Origin of the sequence: Clostridium disporicum (assembly GCF_001405015.1) — a bacterium.
Taxonomy (GTDB): domain Bacteria; phylum Bacillota; class Clostridia; order Clostridiales; family Clostridiaceae; genus Clostridium; species Clostridium disporicum_B.
The window spans coordinates 35,303-52,268 of the sequence record NZ_CYZX01000021.1 but is presented as its reverse complement, the minus strand read 5'-3'; the positions used below and the strand labels follow the sequence as shown (position 1 = coordinate 52,268).

17 protein-coding genes are annotated in these 16,966 nt (G+C 29.5%); 1 reads left to right on the top strand and 16 read right to left on the bottom strand.

The genetic code is table 11. The annotated features are described in order from the left end of the window. Positions 1–61 precede the first annotated feature (61 nt). Positions 62–1,090 carry a deoxyguanosinetriphosphate triphosphohydrolase gene (locus ARA56_RS13250; protein WP_055267458.1) on the bottom strand — a complete coding sequence of 343 codons (1,029 nt, stop codon included), beginning with the start codon at positions 1,088–1,090 and terminating at the stop codon, positions 62–64. 158 nt (positions 1,091–1,248) lie between these two features. Between ARA56_RS13250 and ARA56_RS13245 the strand changes: the two genes are divergently transcribed. Next, a complete protein-coding gene (locus ARA56_RS13245; RefSeq protein ID WP_055267456.1) occupies positions 1,249–2,313 on the top strand; it encodes a CotS family spore coat protein in 1,065 nt (354 codons plus the stop codon). 37 nt (positions 2,314–2,350) lie between these two features. Here ARA56_RS13245 and ppdK read toward each other — a convergent pair whose 3' ends face one another. From ppdK to ARA56_RS13170, 15 genes are all read right to left on the bottom strand, one after another. Continuing rightward, entirely contained in the window at positions 2,351–4,981 is a 2,631-nt protein-coding gene (gene ppdK, locus ARA56_RS13240) for a pyruvate, phosphate dikinase (RefSeq protein WP_055267454.1), read from the bottom strand. A gap of 140 nt (positions 4,982–5,121) precedes the next feature. Then, positions 5,122–5,760: a transcriptional regulator CcpN gene (ccpN, locus tag ARA56_RS13235; RefSeq protein ID WP_055267452.1), complete on the bottom strand. Its 639-nt coding sequence runs from the start codon at positions 5,758–5,760 to the stop codon at positions 5,122–5,124. Between the two features lie 180 nt (positions 5,761–5,940). After that, on the bottom strand, positions 5,941–6,573 hold the full coding sequence (locus tag ARA56_RS13230) for a DUF4342 domain-containing protein (RefSeq protein WP_055267450.1): 633 nt from the start codon (positions 6,571–6,573) through the stop codon (positions 5,941–5,943). Between the two features lie 8 nt (positions 6,574–6,581). Further along, the gene (gene recO / locus ARA56_RS13225; protein ID WP_055267448.1) at positions 6,582–7,331 is read right to left on the bottom strand and encodes a DNA repair protein RecO; all 750 of its coding nucleotides are present in this window, start codon (positions 7,329–7,331) and stop codon (positions 6,582–6,584) included. Between the two features lie 6 nt (positions 7,332–7,337). Further along, complete coding sequence (era, locus tag ARA56_RS13220; protein ID WP_055267446.1) at positions 7,338–8,228, bottom strand: GTPase Era; 891 nt, start codon at positions 8,226–8,228, stop codon at positions 7,338–7,340. A gap of 10 nt (positions 8,229–8,238) precedes the next feature. Beyond that, a complete protein-coding gene (locus ARA56_RS13215) occupies positions 8,239–8,640 on the bottom strand; it encodes a cytidine deaminase (RefSeq protein WP_055267444.1) in 402 nt (133 codons plus the stop codon). Positions 8,641–8,783: 143 nt separating this feature from the next. After that, positions 8,784–9,485: a diacylglycerol kinase gene (locus ARA56_RS13210; RefSeq protein WP_055267442.1), complete on the bottom strand. Its 702-nt coding sequence runs from the start codon at positions 9,483–9,485 to the stop codon at positions 8,784–8,786. 17 nt (positions 9,486–9,502) lie between these two features. Next, on the bottom strand, positions 9,503–10,003 hold the full coding sequence (gene ybeY, locus ARA56_RS13205) for an rRNA maturation RNase YbeY (protein WP_055267440.1): 501 nt from the start codon (positions 10,001–10,003) through the stop codon (positions 9,503–9,505). A 68-nt stretch (positions 10,004–10,071) separates the two neighbouring features. After that, on the bottom strand, positions 10,072–12,141 hold the full coding sequence (locus tag ARA56_RS13200; RefSeq protein ID WP_055267438.1) for an HD family phosphohydrolase: 2,070 nt from the start codon (positions 12,139–12,141) through the stop codon (positions 10,072–10,074). A 27-nt stretch (positions 12,142–12,168) separates the two neighbouring features. After that, positions 12,169–13,308 carry a sporulation protein YqfD gene (gene yqfD, locus ARA56_RS13195; protein ID WP_055267436.1) on the bottom strand — a complete coding sequence of 380 codons (1,140 nt, stop codon included), beginning with the start codon at positions 13,306–13,308 and terminating at the stop codon, positions 12,169–12,171. Between the two features lie 5 nt (positions 13,309–13,313). Beyond that, a complete protein-coding gene (gene yqfC, locus ARA56_RS13190; RefSeq protein ID WP_055267434.1) occupies positions 13,314–13,592 on the bottom strand; it encodes a sporulation protein YqfC in 279 nt (92 codons plus the stop codon). Positions 13,593–14,095: 503 nt separating this feature from the next. Beyond that, positions 14,096–14,272: a 30S ribosomal protein S21 gene (rpsU, locus tag ARA56_RS13185; protein WP_055267432.1), complete on the bottom strand. Its 177-nt coding sequence runs from the start codon at positions 14,270–14,272 to the stop codon at positions 14,096–14,098. Between the two features lie 114 nt (positions 14,273–14,386). Continuing rightward, complete coding sequence (locus ARA56_RS13180; protein WP_055267430.1) at positions 14,387–14,731, bottom strand: histidine triad nucleotide-binding protein; 345 nt, start codon at positions 14,729–14,731, stop codon at positions 14,387–14,389. Between the two features lie 166 nt (positions 14,732–14,897). Beyond that, positions 14,898–16,202 (bottom strand): tRNA (N(6)-L-threonylcarbamoyladenosine(37)-C(2))-methylthiotransferase MtaB, encoded by a 1,305-nt coding sequence (gene mtaB, locus ARA56_RS13175; RefSeq protein ID WP_055267428.1) that lies wholly within the window; start codon positions 16,200–16,202, stop codon positions 14,898–14,900. Continuing rightward, complete coding sequence (locus ARA56_RS13170) at positions 16,202–16,966, bottom strand: RsmE family RNA methyltransferase (protein ID WP_055267427.1); 765 nt, start codon at positions 16,964–16,966, stop codon at positions 16,202–16,204. The genes mtaB and ARA56_RS13170 overlap by 1 nt, the downstream gene beginning before the upstream one ends.

The window sequence follows — 16,966 nt, the reverse complement described above, 5'->3', positions numbered from 1 at the left end:
AAAAATCCTTTTTATTTTACAAATTTTATTCTGCCCAAAAATCATAAATTATACAACATTTTTAAAAGATAACAAACTTTGGTACAAATAATTCATTGAAAATACCTATACAGTAATCATCACTCATTCCTGCAATATAATCTGCTACTGCTCTTTTTAAGCCCTCTTCACTAGCAATTTTTCTATATAACTCCGGTAACTTTTCCTCATGCTTACAATAATATTCTAACAATTGATGCAAAATAAATTTTGCTTTATCTCTTTCTCCTTTAAGAACATCTCCTAAATATATATTAGCAAACATAAACCTTCTAAGTTCTACCATAGCTTCTTTAACTTCATTACTTTGGCCTACTTCATAAATATTATTTTCTAAATTTTTTATAGTTTCTTTTATCATATCCGATACTAAAACTTCTATTCTCTCAGAATGTGTTTTTCCTAAAACTTTTATTACATCTTTAGGCAAGTCCCCTTCATTTAATAGTTTTGCTCTTATCGAGTCATCTATATCATGGTTTAAATAAGCAATCTTATCACTATATTGAACGATTCTTCCTTCTAAAGTTTTAGCTTTATTTACACCCTCACTTAAACCACTATGATTTAATATTCCATCTATAACCTCATGTGTTAAATTAAGTCCACGTCCATCTCTCTCTAACTTTTTTACTACTCTTACGCTTTGCTCGTTATGTCTAAATCCACCTTCTAAAAATTCATCTAAAACTTCCTCTCCATTATGTGCGAAGGCAACATGCCCTAAATCATGCCCTAATGCTATAGCCTCGATTAAATTTTCATTAAGTCCTATACCAACACCAATAGTTCTTCCAATTTGAGCTACTTCAAGAGTATGAGTTAATCTTGTTCTATAATGATCACCAAATGTTTTAATATAAACCTGTGTTTTATGTTTTAATCTTCTAAATGATTTTGAATGTATAATTCTATCTCTATCTACCATAAAACAAGTTCTTATTGGATCTTTTTCTTCAAAAACTTCTCTTCCCAAACTTTCCGTGCTCAATATCGCTTGTTTAGCCAATGTCAAGTTTTCAAACTTTTCTATTTTCTCTCTTACATTCATTTAACTCACCTCAAGTATACTTATTCTATATTTTTCTCAAAAATCCTTTCTTTACTCTCTACATTTAAATAATATATGAAATCTACTATCACCTTATGTATATTTGCTAAATAAAACTAATATTATATATTAGTAAACAAAGATAAGGAGATATTTATATGGCTTCTGAGAAACTTTTATTTAATAATGATGGCTTGTCTTTAACTAATATAAAAAAATATATATTACCTCTTTTCTCATTAGAAAATGCTACTGTATCTATGATAAAGTTTAAAGATACTGATAAACAAAGAGCAGTTTTTAAGGTAGAAACCCAAAGTAATTCCTATTGTTTAAAAAAAGTGTATTATAACGAAGAAAATTTACTTTTTGTTTATTCTGCCATGGAGTGGTTATATAGAAATAATTTAAACGTCCCTAGGTTAATTCCTTCAAAAAATAATTCTAGGTTTGTACTCTTTAACAGCATGATTTTTATATTAACACCTTGGATTGACGGTGATAAATGTGACTTTGATAATCCTACTCACATAAATCTTTCTTGTCAGACACTTGGTAAAATACATAAAGTCTCAAAGAACTTTTTTCCTATAGAAGGGAGTACAGAAAGAAAAGGGCTTGAAGATTTCCACTTATCTACAAGCAAACACTTTAATCAACTTTTAGAGAATGCTAATTATGCAAGTACTATAAAGGATAGATTCTCTAATATTTATTTAGATAATCTTGATTATAACCTAGATTTAGCCAAACTGTCTTTGGAAATTTCATCCACAATAGACTCTTCAGAATTATCTACATCACTATGCCACGGTGACTATGTAAATAAAAATATAATTATAGATAATCAAAATAAGGTTTTTATCATAGATTTTGATAAGTGCAAATACGACTATAGTGCCTATGATTTATCTTATTTTTTAAGACGATTGCTAAAAAGACCTACAACTAATTGGGAAACAAAGATAACTATTGACGTTTTAGATAGTTATCTAAAAGAAAATTATCTTACACCTTCAGATTTTAAATATATATTAGCGTATTTAGCATTCCCTCAAAAATACTGGAAGATATCAAGAGACTATTATAAGAATATAAAGAAATGTAATAAAAAATCATTTGTTACACTTTTAGCGAAAGGCCTTGACAGAACTTCAAATCAACTAGAATATGTGAAAAATATGATTGTAGTTTTAGAAAAATATTATAACGTTAAATTTTAAAAAGGAAGTGTTTCCACTTCCTTTTTTTATATTTTAACTATCTTGGATTTTTAACTTGAGCTTGTGCTGCAGCAAGTCTAGCAACTGGCACTCTGAATGGTGAACAAGATACGTAGTTTAATCCTACATTGTGGCAGAATTCTATTGAAGATGGATCTCCACCGTGTTCTCCACAAATACCAAGTTTAATATTGGGTCTTGTTGATTTTCCTTTTTCTACTGCTATTTTAACTAATTGACCAACACCATTTTGGTCTAATTTAGCAAATGGATCTTGCTCATATACTTTTCTTTCATAATAGTCATTTAAGAACTTAGCAGCATCATCTCTTGAGAATCCAAATGTCATTTGAGTTAAGTCATTTGTACCAAATGAGAAGAATTCTGCTTCTTTAGCAATTTCATCTGCTGTTACAGCTGCTCTTGGGATTTCTATCATAGTACCTACTAGGTATTCAAGCTTAACTCCCTTTTCTTCCATAACAGTTTCAGCTGTTCTAACAACTATATCCTTAACGAATTTTAATTCTTTAACATCTCCAACAAGTGGGATCATTATTTCTGGAACAATATTATATCCTTTATTATTCTTAACTTCAATAGCAGCCTCTATTACAGCTCTAGTTTGCATTTCAGCTATTTCAGGATAAGATACAGCTAATCTACAACCTCTATGCCCCATCATTGGGTTAAACTCATGTAAGCTTTCAACTGTAGCTTTTAAATCTTCAAAAGTTAATCCCATAGTCTTAGAAAGTTCTGCGATTTCCTCATCTGTATGAGGTAAGAATTCATGTAGTGGTGGATCTAAGAATCTAATTGTTGCTGGCATTCCTTCTAATGCTTCATAGATTCCTATAAAGTCTTCTCTTTGCATTGGAAGTAATTTTTCAAGAGCAACTCTTCTTTCTTCTTCATTCTTAGCTACTATCATTTCTCTCATAGCCATTATTCTATCTTCAGCAAAGAACATATGCTCTGTTCTACAAAGACCTATACCTTCAGCTCCAAACTCAACTGCTTGCTTAGTATCTCTTGGAGTATCAGCATTAGTTCTTACTTTTAATGTTCTTATTTCATCTGCCCATCCCATGAATGTAGCAAAGTGTCCAGAAATTTCAGGAGTAACTGTATCAATAGCTTCTCCGTAAACATTTCCTGTTGAACCATCTATTGAAATGTAATCTTCAGCAGTATAAACTTTTCCGTTTACTTCTAAAGTTCTTGCTTCTTCATTAACCTTTAAAGTTCCACAACCAGCTACACAGCAAGTTCCCATACCTCTAGCAACAACTGCTGCATGAGAAGTCATTCCTCCTCTTACTGTTAAGATACCTTCAGCTGCTATCATACCTTCAATATCTTCTGGAGAAGTTTCAAGTCTTACTAAAACTACTTTTTCTCCTGCTGCAGCTCTTTCTTTAGCTTCTTCAGCAGTAAATGATATCTTACCACAAGCAGCTCCTGGAGATGCTGGAAGTCCTTTAGCTATAGGTGTAGATTTCTTTATTTCAGTAGTATCAAATGTTGGATGTAATAAAGAGTCTAATTGCTTAGGTTCTACCTTTAATATAGCTTGTTCCTTAGTTAACATACCTTCTTCAACTAAATCAACAGCTATCTTTAATGCAGCTTGAGCAGTTCTCTTACCATTTCTAGTTTGAAGGAAGTATAATTTACCTTCTTCTATAGTGAACTCCATATCTTGCATATCTCTGTAGTGGTTTTCTAATGTATGAACTATATCCATAAATTGTTTGTATATAGCTGGGTTTTGCTCTTCTAATTTAGCTATTGGAAGTGGTGTTCTTATCCCTGCAACAACATCTTCACCTTGTGCATTCATTAAGTATTCACCATATATTTCTTTTTCACCAGTAGCAGCATTTCTTGAGAATGCAACTCCTGTTCCTGAAGTTTCTCCCTTATTACCAAATACCATTTGTTGAACATTTACCGCAGTTCCCCATTCTCCTGGAATGTCATTTAATCTTCTATAAACTATAGCTCTTGGGTTATCCCATGATCTAAACACTGCAGTAACAGCTTCTATTAATTGTTTTTTAGGATCTTGGATGAACTCTTCACCTTTTTCCTTTTTGTATAATTCTTTATATTTAACAACTAATTCTTTTAAATCATCTGCTGTTAAGTCAGTGTCAAAATGAACCCCTCTATCTTCTTTCATTTCATCAATAAGATTTTCAAATAATCTCTTTTCAACTCCCATAACAACATCTGAGAACATTTGAATAAATCTTCTATATGAATCATATGCAAATCTTGGATTGTTAGTAAGTTTCGCCATAACTTCAACTGAAGTATCATTTAATCCAAGGTTTAATATTGTATCCATCATACCTGGCATAGAAACTCTAGCCCCTGATCTTACTGAAACTAACAATGGATTTTCTAAGCTACCAAACTCTTTCCCAGTAGTTTCTTCAAGCTTTTTAATATTTTCTTGTATTTCTTCTATTATTGCATCTGATATTTTCTTACCATCTTCATAATACTTGTTACAAGCTTCTGTTGTTACTATAAATCCTTGTGGCACTGGGATCCCTAGTTTGGTCATTTCTGCTAAATTTGCTCCTTTACCTCCAAGAAGGTTCTTCATTGTTTCATCGCCTTCACTGAAAAGGTAAACATACTTCTTTTTATCCATCTCAATACTCCTCCGTTCAATACAATTATAAATATATATACTATCGAAGCTCGGCTCCGTAGCTAACCCATTTTATAAATTTTATTGTTCTATACCATTTTTTATACCCGTTAATTTTTTATACCCGTTTTTTTATTACCCTAATTATTTTCTCCAAGTTTTACAAATAACTTTGTAATATTAGTCTTTGATATTTTACCCACAATTTTGTACTCGTCTTTTTCTTTTGAACTATCTTCAATTTTTTCTACTATTGGTATGCTATCAATTTCATGTTCTATTATTTTCTTTGCTAATGAATATGCACTATCTTCTTGAAAACCATATATTATATTTGGCATTCTAGTCATAATAACTCCTACTGGAACCTTATGTATATCTGTTCCACCTATTGCAATTTTTAAGAAATCTTTTCTTGAAACAGCGCCTACTAAAACATCATTGTTTTCAACGAAAATTGTACCTATATCATTTAAAAATAAAAACACAATTGCATCATATACCGTTGTTGCTTCATTTACCGTAGCTGGTTTAGACATTATAGTTTCAGCTTTAATATTTGATAAATTATCTAATATATCACTATTTAACTTACGTCCTACATATACGTAACCAACCTTAGGTCTAGCATCTAATATCCCAATCATAGTTAAGATGGCTAAATCTGCCCTTAATGCTGCTCTAGTTACACCTAATTTACTTGCTAAAGCTTCACTTGTGACAGGCTGTCCTTCTTTAACTAATCTAATTATCTCTTCTTGTCTTGATGTTAATTTCACTTTACCCCTCTTTTCGACTTTTTAGGGAATATTCAGACAATTTAGATTTATTTGATATTTACAGTATAATTATAACATTTTATCAAATTTTGACTATACTTAATTTTCTGAAAAATCAGTCAAATTAGCTGATTATCCCCTATTTCTTCTATTTACTGGAACTATACCCCTGTTTATCTATTAATTACTTCCTTTTTCTTCCTCTTCAAAATTTACAGTATACACAAATGTGTTATTATCGTTCTCTTTAGAAACTATATTCTTATCATATTTTTTTAATGCATCAATGTTAACTTCTGATACTTTTTCTTTAACTACATCCGCAATATCTGAAGCCTTATCTTTTGCATCATTAACTGCCTTAGATATATACTTATTCACCACTTCTACAGTTCCATCTGCTTTAGTTATTTCTATCGTTACTTTTGTTACTACAGCTGCAACAACTACAAAAGCCAAAATTGGTGGAATTATAACAGCAATAACAGCAGCTGCTATACCAGCATTAACAGGGACATCTACAATTGTATCTCCATCTTTTGATACTTTTATTCTTGATATATTCCCCTTATTTATTAAATCTTTAAGCCAAGCTTTAAGTTCAGCTATTGTTTCTGTATTGTTATTAACAGTACCACCAGTACTATTTTCAGCTCCAATACCATTTTCATATTTTTCTTTAGCCTTTTCTTCTAAAAGAATTATAGCATCTAAAACATCACCGTTTGTAAGTTCTAAAGCGCTCTTAGCCTCTGCATAAGATACTCCAGTTCTTTCTTTAACTTTATCAACTTGTTCTAATGTTATTTCCATATTTCTCACTACTCCTTAATATAATTTAACATCTCTAAACTCTTAGGACGTTTTGAATAATTTGAATAAATTATATACGTTGTAACTTTCTCAATCTGTTTTTTAACTTCATCCGTTAGATTTAATCTATAAACCTTATCCATTGGTGTATTGTTTAAAAATCTCAAAGCACTATATGCAGCTCTAGATATATAAATTCCACCTACTTTATTACATTCATCACATACTCCCCCAAAATTATTTAATGAGATATACGTAGATGAATTTATAGGTTTTTTACATATGCTACAGTTATCAAATACCAATCCATATCCTGTTGCTTTTAAAACTCTTAATTCAAAAGATCTTATTAAAAGTTCATAATCTAAAGCATCAGTATTTAATAAATATAGACATGTTATAAAATCTTTAAAAAGATTAAAATTTTGTTCTCCATCTTCTACACAAATGTCTATAAGCTCACATACGTAAGAAGAATATGTAAGCTTATCTAAATTATCTAATAATCCTTGAAAAGAATTTATAATTTTACCTTCTTGAAGATTATAGAGGTTTTTTCCCTGAAAAAGTGAATAATCAGCAAAGCAAAGAGGCAAAGTCATAGATAAGAATTTGCTTTTACTTTTCTTTGACCCTCTTGCTATAGCTGTAACTTTTCCGGCAGCTTCTGTATATATCCAAATAAGCTTATCATTTTCTCTATAATCCTGTGATTTCAAAACAACACCTTTAGTATTTAAAAGTGCCAATAAATCCACCCCTAATTATTTCATTTTCTTATATCCTAATTCCTTAAGTAAAAGATTATTATCTCTCCACTCTTTTCTTACTTTAACCCATATTTTTAAGTTAACTTTAGCGCGTAAGAATCTCTCTATCTCATATCTTGAAGTTTCCCCAATTTTCTTTAAGCTAGTTCCGTTTTTCCCTATAATTATTCCTTTATGAGAATCTTTTTCACATATAAGATCTACTTCTATATGATATGTTCCATTTTCTTTTTGTTTCATCTGAATAACATCAACAGCTATTCCATGAGGCACTTCATCTCTAAGATTTCTTAAAGCCTTCTCTCTTACTATTTCAGATACTATAAATCTTTCTTGAACATCTGTTATCATGTCCTCTGGATAGTATTGAGGTCCTTCAGGCATATAATCTTTCATTAAGTTAACTAAAGTATCTACATTTTTACCCTTTAATGCTGAAATCGGAATTATTTCTTTAAAGTTATACTCTGCTGAATACATTTGTAGAGTCTTAGCCACCTTTTCATGACTATTTTCATCAACCTTATTAACAACTAAAAATACTGGTGCCTTTTGTTCTTTTAAAGCTTCTAAAATGAACTTATCTCCTCTTCCGATCTCTTCATCTGGATTTATTAAAAATAATACTAAATCTACTTCTTTAATAGATTCCTTTGCTGAATTAACCATAAATTCACCAAGCTTATGCTTTGGCTTATGTATTCCTGGTGTATCAACGAAAACTATTTGATAGTCCTCACCTGTTAATATAGTTTGAATATTATTTCTTGTAGTTTGGGGTTTATTTGATACTATTGATAATTTTTCCCCCATTATTTGATTTAGTAGTGTTGATTTCCCTACGTTTGGTCTACCAACTATTGTTACGAATCCTGATTTATACATTAATTTCCTCCTAACCATTTAAATCTTTCTTTGAAAAGATTCCTGGTAATATTTCATCAAATGTTTTTACTAAATAATCATTTTCATTTTTTATTATTATAACAGGTATAGATGTATCTACTACAAACTCAGCAATTACCTGTCTACATATACCACATGGATATGTATAAGCGTTTGTATCTCCAACTACAGCTATAGCCTTTATTTCTCTATTTCCTTCATACACACCTTTAAAAATTGCAGTTCTTTCTGCGCAATTAGTTCCACCAAAAGATGCATTCTCTATATTACATCCTGTATATATATTTCCATCTTCAAATAAAACTGCTGCTCCAACTTTAAAATTTGAATATGGGCAATATGCTTTTTCTCTTGCTTCTAATGCTTTTTTAACTATTTCTTTGTAATCCATATTTTCAGCCTCCATTCTTAAATAGTATATCACATTTAAATTTATTGTCTTCAAATATCATAAATTTTTTTAAATATTTTTTATTTCCATAACTGAATTAATGAACAAACTATTATGTCTAAATCAAAGATTTAGAGACTCACTTATAGTTTAAATATAGTGAATATAAAAAGCGTTAATAAAACACCCAAAAGTGCTCCTACAATAACCTCAAAAACTGTATGCACTTCTGAGTCAACTCTACTTTGAGCTGTTATAAAAGCCATTAAGTAAGCTAATATTATACATATTGGTTCTTCTGTAATTAATGAAATAGCAGTTGATAAAGAAAATGCTAAAGCACTATGCCCACTTGGCATTCCTCCCTTTAAAGGAGTTCCTTCTCCATATATAGCTTTTATTATAACAGTTGCTAAACTAACTATTACAAGAGCAATAAATATCATATATGGTTCTGAATTTTTCATTTTATGAATAACTCCATAAGATATTTCTTCGAATTTATCCCAAAATATAATATATCCAACTAAGACTGCATTTATAGCAGTTATCAACACTGCCCCTGCTGCAGTGTTTTTCGCAACTTTTGCTAATGGATGATAATAATTAGTATTTAAATCTATAGCTGCTTCAATAGCTGTATTTATCATCTCAGCCACAAATACACTTGTTATAGTTAAAGCTAAAATTAAAAATTCCACTTTTGATAAATCAACAAAAAAACATGCTAATAAAACTATAACCGCTCCAATAGTGTGTATCTTCATATTTCTTTGAGTTCTTATAGCATAAATTATACCATTTATAGCATGATTAAAACTCTCCAACAACTTTCTCACTCCCATAATTCTCACCCTTTTAATTATCTCTTTATATCTAACCCATTTAATATTTCCTCTTCTCTAGTTCTCATTATCTTCTTTTCATCTTCTTCCATATGATCATAACCAAGTAGATGTAATATAGAGTGTACAACTAAATAGCATACTTCTCTTTTAAATGAGTGATTATATTCTATACTTTGTTCCATAGCTCTCTCTAACGACAATACCATATCACCTAAAACTAACTCATCTCCATCCATATACATAACATCAAACTTCTTATCTTTATATACGTCCTTAAAAAATTTGCCTTTTGGATAATCTAGCATAGGAAAAGATAATACATCTGTAGCTTTATCTATATTTCTAGTTTCTTTGTTAATTTCTCTAATCTCTTCGTTGTTCACAAATAATAATGAGATTTGACACTTTTGTTTTACCTCCTCTTTTTCTAAAGCATAAATACAAACCTCTTCTAGTTCCCTTATAAATTCTTCTGTAACCTCTATTTGATTTTGTCTATTATCTGTATATAACATATTTTTCTCCTTTAATTCAAAATTTATTTTAATAAAATGGGAAGGTAAAAACCTCCCCGAATATATTATTATTTTTCTTTTGGATATTCTACCCTTTGATGATAAACACCAATTAAAACTTTCAAGAAACATTTCTTTATATTTTCTATATCTCTTAAAGTTAAATCAGAATCTATTAATTGATCTGATTGTAATTTATCTTTAAAGATATTATTGACCATTTCCTCAATTTTCTCTTTAGTAGGCATAGGAATCGATCTAACAGCAGCCTCAACACTATCAGCTAACATTATTATTGCTGCTTCTTTAGTTGATGGAATTGGTCCACTATATCTAAAGTCTTCTTCTTTTATTTCATCAGGATTATCAGAGGAATTCTTTAAAGTATAATAAAAATACTTAACTAGCGTTGTACCATGATGCTGTATAATTATATCTTGAATAACTTCTGGTAATTTATACTCTTTTGCTAATTCCAATCCGTCTTTAGCATGAGAAATGATAATTTGAGTACTCAAAGTTGGCTTTATTCTATTATGCGGATTTTCTCTTCCCATAAGATTTTCTCCAAAGAATATAGGCCTCTTAAGCTTACCAATATCATGATAATACGATCCAATTCTCGCTAAGATAGGATTTGCATCAACAGCCTCTGCTGCTACTTCAGCTAAATTTGCAACCATTAAGCTATGATTATAAGTCCCTGGAGCTTCCATTAACAACCTTTTTAATAATGGACTATTTGGATTTGATAACTCAAGCAATTTCATATTAGTGACTATCTTAAAAGCACTCTCTAGAAAAGGTGTAAAGCCTATGGCAAATATACCCGATAATAATGCACCTAAAATAGAAAAAGTAACTTCAGACACAATCATCTTAAAATTATTTGATACTAATAACCCTGTAGCTAATGTAACTATTGCAGAAGCTATAACCATATATAAAGTCGCTTGCAAAACTTCATTTCTACCATTTACCTTTTTTATCGATGTGCAAGCAACTATTATATTAACTATCCCTAAAATAATCACTTGTGGATTAAAACCTGTAATAATTGCTATGAAAACTAAGTTCAATGTATTTAATACAACTGATAGCTTATAATCTAATAATAAAGTCATAATTAAAGCAGTACATCCTATTGGAATTACAAAAGGTGAAACAAAATTTAATGACCTCGCCATAATTATAGATACTATATTTAAAATAACAATCATAAATACTACTTTAGTATTTAATAAAAGGCTTAATCTTTCCTTCTTCATATATAGATATTGAAGTTCTAATGTTAATAATACGAGTACAGCTAAAACTATATAAATGAATAAGTATCCTTTATCTACTCCATCGCCTAAAATACCAAGCTCTGTTAATATTTCAATTTGAGATTGAGTTATTGGCTCTCCCTCTTTTACAACTATTTGATTTTTTTTGATATACTCTTTTGGTGCTAATTTTAGAGCTTCAGTAATTTTTTCATCAGTTTTATCTTTATCGAATACCCAGTTAGGTTTTATTTGAGAATACGCCATGTCTTTTAATATATTCTTCAAGTTTTCATCTAACTCTGATACATCTATTATATCATTAGCAATATTTTTAGCATCATCAATAGTTTTTGCCTCTATATCTTCATCATTTTCATCTTTAATATTATTTTCATAAACCTTTTCTAAAGCACTCAATAATATCCATTGCATCTCTGTAGCTTTTTCATTAGTTATCGATAATAATGTCTTATAATTATTATCAGTTAACGTAAAACTATCTAATTTTTTCAAAGTTTCTATCTTTTCTTTTTCAGATGCTTCACTACTTTTTAAATTTATTAATTTAGTAAAAAATGTTGTTACATTTTTACTCGCTTCAATTTTTACTTCACCTTTTAATGAATATACCTTCTCAACACCTTCTATTATCTCATTTTCTTTAGCTTTAGTCGCCTCTTGATTAATTATGTCTCTCGGTGCTTTTATATCTACTTCCGCTATATCTCCAGCCTTCAAATCATATTTATTTGGAGCAACAGCTGTAAGCATTATAAAATAAGTTATTATAAAAACCATAGTAAACAAAAAACTTCTACGCCATTTTTCCTTAGAATCTCCAAAACCTTTTTCATCCAACTTTTTCATGTGCTCACCTTCTCATCCCATTATATGTTAATATTGTACAGGAATATCGTTCACTATATTTTTTTCTACTACAAAAACTACTTTTATAGTTAAATTCCCATCACTATCTAGTTGCTTCTTTACAATCTTATCTACTACTTTAGAATCTCTAGTAAGGTCTTTTTTCAATGATTCTTCTAAACTTTCTATAGCTATTTTTTCGGCTTCTTCTTCAGTAATATCTACTTTTTTTTCTATTCTCTCATAATATACCACTTCATTAAATATTTTTCCACTCTTTTCTATTCTATCATACTCTTTAAAGTCTTTTATAGCCTTCTTTAAATATATTTTTTTTCCAAATATACTAATGTAATATTCTGTTTCTCTTTCTCCACTTCTTTCAAGCTTTGTGCCAGTTAATTTTAACTGCATTGTTTTTTCATAAAAAGTATTAGCTATAACAATCCCCCTAGGTGCAATAATATATTCTTGCCCTTCTTTACCATCTATGCCTTCTATTAATACATCTCCCTTTTTAACCATTTGTTCCTGTTTAACTGCTGATCTTCCAGCATAGGTATATACCTTAACTACTTCTCCATCCTCAGTAGCAACTAGATTTCCATATTGCCCATTCCATTCTGTAGGAGGATTTATTTTTTCTTCTATGGTTACATTCAAAGTAGATCCCTCTACTCTTACTCTAAGCCAAAGTATCTCACTATTGGCATTTTCCAACTTCTTTTCTATATCTTCAACAACTATATCACTTTTGGCCATTCCTGGCTTTATCCCTATTTCTTTTAGTTGCTGTCTTATTTCAAATGGTGATATGTTTTCTTGTACATTTATATCTATTGCCCAAACATAATTAGATAATAAAAATATTACCACTAAAAATAACATCAACCCAACCACTAAAGAAATTTTACCCCTCATATTTCTAAGCCAAAATATGAATCCCCTTCTTTTTACTATACTAATTTTGCCACCAAGAGTTTGTATAACTTCACAAACTTCTTCATAATTAATATAATCTATATCTAATCTTATAGTAGAAATATTTTTCTTATTTATTTTATATATGTTTATATTTCTATTCCAAAATATGTTCAAAATCCTATCCGGATTTAGAAGTTTTATCTCTACCGTTATTCTCCCTGCTCTAATATTATTCATCCCCATACTAATCACTCCTCATAAGATATTGAAGCAAACTTTCCACTAATAGTTATTGTTGATGTTGCTATATATAATATTTCAAAACCTTCTCCTTTTATAGATATTGGCCCTAACTTACTATTTACCCTTATCTCATCTTCATTAAAAGTTAATATACCTTTATGATTTTCTATAGTAACTTCTTCTTTACCTATAACTATTATCTTGGGTACATCTAATACAACATCTTTTGGAAGATCTAACTTTTCAATTAGTATAGTTCTTTTTTTATTTAACTTTTCCCCCATTTTATTTCCTCCTAATTAAAGTCTCTCAATGTACTTTATGATAAAGTAAGGAATAAAATCACAAAATAATAAAAAAAGAACTCAATTTACATTGAGTTCTTTTTCATTATCTTAATAGTTATAATTTCTAACTTATAAGTCTTCAAATCTACTTTGCATTAAAATAATTGGCATAACTGATAAAATAAGTTAACCTATATTTTTAATGTGATTATCCCTTTATCTGTAGCTGTGTTTATACAATTTATAAATTCTATTTATTTAATTGCTGAGGAAGGTAACTTATAAAGATTTAAATATTATAAATCTTTTATAATTCAGTTATCAAATTAAATTCAATAAATACCTTTTATTTTTGCTAAAACCTAGAAATCTATAAAAAACAACCTGGTATTACTATTTTCATTTCATTAATAACATAGCAGATTTTTCACAACTATATTCTTGATATAGTTATTTAATTCATATAGTTATTATCTAATTAATAACATTACAAATGAATACTACTTAAACTTTCTCTTTCTTGCAGCTTCAGATTTTTTCTTTCTCTTTACGCTTGGCTTTTCGTAGTGTTCTCTCTTTCTTACTTCTGAAAGAACTCCAGCTCTAGCGCACTTTCTCTTAAATCTTTTTAAAGCACTTTCTAGTGTTTCATTTTCTCCAACTTTAATTTCTGACATCTATTATCCCTCCCTCCGCTAGCTCAAATTAATTTTTAACTCAGCTACGGGCTTAATAACACACGCTATATTATATAATATTTAGACTTAAACTGTCAATAATAAATAACTTTTCTAGCCTGGTGGCCATTGCAATCCTCTTCCAGCAAGAATATGGAAATGCATATGTCCTACTGTTTGACCTCCATCTTCACCACAGTTATTTACTATTCTATAGCCACTCTTATCAATTCCAAGCTCTCTTGTTATTTTATTAATTACAAGGAAAATATGTGCAACAATTTCACAATTTTTTTCATTTATTTCATTTGCACTTACTATATGCTCCTTCGGAATTACTAAAAAATGAACTGGTGCTTCTGGACTTATATCATAAAAAGCTAAAACCTTATCATCTTCATATATTTTCTTAGATGAAATTTCACCTTTTATTATTTTACAAAAAATACAATCCTCCATAAATTCACCTCCTTTTATTAGTTATAAATAACAAATGATAAGTTATACATAAAAAATATGAAATTTATTAAAATCTATTAAAGAAATCTTCTAAATAATAATTAACGTATTTTTATTTTAACCTAACTTTGTAAGCTTTCTTGTAAACCTATCACTTGTCACTATCTTAAACCATTTCTGCTATTGCATAATCTTTTTCTGCTTTTTCTAGCTTAACATCTACTATTCTACCAGTAATATTAGCTGCCATGCAATGAACTTCAACTTTTATATAATTTCTTGTATACCCTTCATATACATCTTCTTTTCCTTTTACTTGCTGTTCAAATAAAACATCCATTTCTCTATCTATAAACTTCTCAGTAAAAGCTTTTTCATTTATGTCATTTAACTCTATAAGTTTTTTACTTCTCTCATCTTTAACTTTCCCATCAATTTGGTTTGGCATATCAGCAGCCTTAGTTCCTTTTCTTGGGCTATACTTAAAGATATGAGTTTTTGTAAGCTTTATTCTCTTTAAGAATTCGTAAGTTTCATTGAACTCTTCTTCTGTCTCTCCTGGGAAACCAACTATTACATCTGTTGAAATTGACACATCTGGAAGTGTTTCTCTTAAAAGATTTACTGAATCCTCATATTCTTTTGCAGTATATCTTCTATTCATTCTTTTCAATGTAGCATCACAACCACTTTGAAGAGAAAGATGGAAGTGAGAGCAAAGCTTCTTAAAGCTTTTTATTTTTTCTATAACTTCTGGAGTGAAGAATGCAGGTTCTATCGAGCCTATTCTAATTCTTTCTATCCCATCAATTTTTTCAATTTCTTCAATTATTGAAATTAAATTTACATTACCTTCTAAATCTAATCCGTAAGATGCTGTATGTATTCCAGAAAGTATAACTTCTTTGAATCCATTTTTAGCAAGCTCCCTTACTTCAGAAAGTACCTTGTTTGGATCTTTTGAACATACTGAACCTCTTGCATATGGGATGGTGCAATATGTACAAAATCTATTACATCCATCTTGTATCTTTAAAAATGCTCTAGTTTTATCTTGATAATCTTCTATTTTTAAATCTTCGAAAACTTTGTTTTGAAGGACCCCTTGCACGTGTACCTGAGATTTCCCTTCATCTTTAGCTTTGTTTACATAGTAAACTACATCACCTTTATTTCTAGTTCCTAAAACTACATCCACTCCTGGGATTTCAGAAACTTCTTTTGGTGACATTTGTGAATAACATCCAACTGCTGCTATTATTGCTTCTGGATTAGTTCTTCTTGCTCTACTTATTATCTGTCTTGATTTTTTATCTCCCATGTTGGTTACAGTACAAGTATTTATTACATAAACATCAGAAAACTGATCAAAGTCTACCACTTCATAACCTTCTCTTATAAACTTTTCTGCCATTGCTTCTGATTCATATTGATTAACTCTGCAACCTAATGTAGCAAACGCAACTTTCATTAAATTACTCCTCCTAAATCACTAAGCTCATATTGAATTAAAGATGCTGCTACAAATCCAGCTGTCTCTGTTCTTAAAATTCTCTTACCTAAAGTTATTATATGAGCACCTTTATCTTTTAGTTTAACAATTTCTTCCTCTTCAAATCCGCCTTCAGGACCAACTAATATTCCTACAGTTTTTATATCTCTTAAATTTATATTATCTTTTCTTAAATTGTTTATTAGAGTCTTTATACCAAACCCTTCTGCATTTTCATAAGGTACTAACATTAAATCTAATGTATCTATCTCTTCTAAAACATCATTAAAATCCATTGGTTCTAAAACCTTAGGAACAATACTTCTTTTGCTTTGCTTCGCTGCTTCAAGAGATATTCTATTTAATCTATCTAACTTCTTAAATTCACCTTTTAGTTTTACATCAACTCTTGAAGTTATTACTGGCTTAAACTCGTAAACTCCAAGTTCAGTACCCTTTTGAACTATAAGATCCATCTTTTGACTTTTAGGAAGTCCTTGATAAAGAGTTATCTTTATATCACTTTCATTACTTCCTTCTATAGTTTTAATTATATTTAATGTTACTTCTTGCTTATTAACACTATTTATTGTAGCTAAATATTCTGTGCCTTCACAATTATTTAAAACTACTTCCTCACCTGATGTTAATCTTAACACCTTCATTATATGCTTAACATCATCACCTATTATTTTTCCTACATTTTCATTTATTAATTCTTTTGCCGTAAAAAATTTATGCAT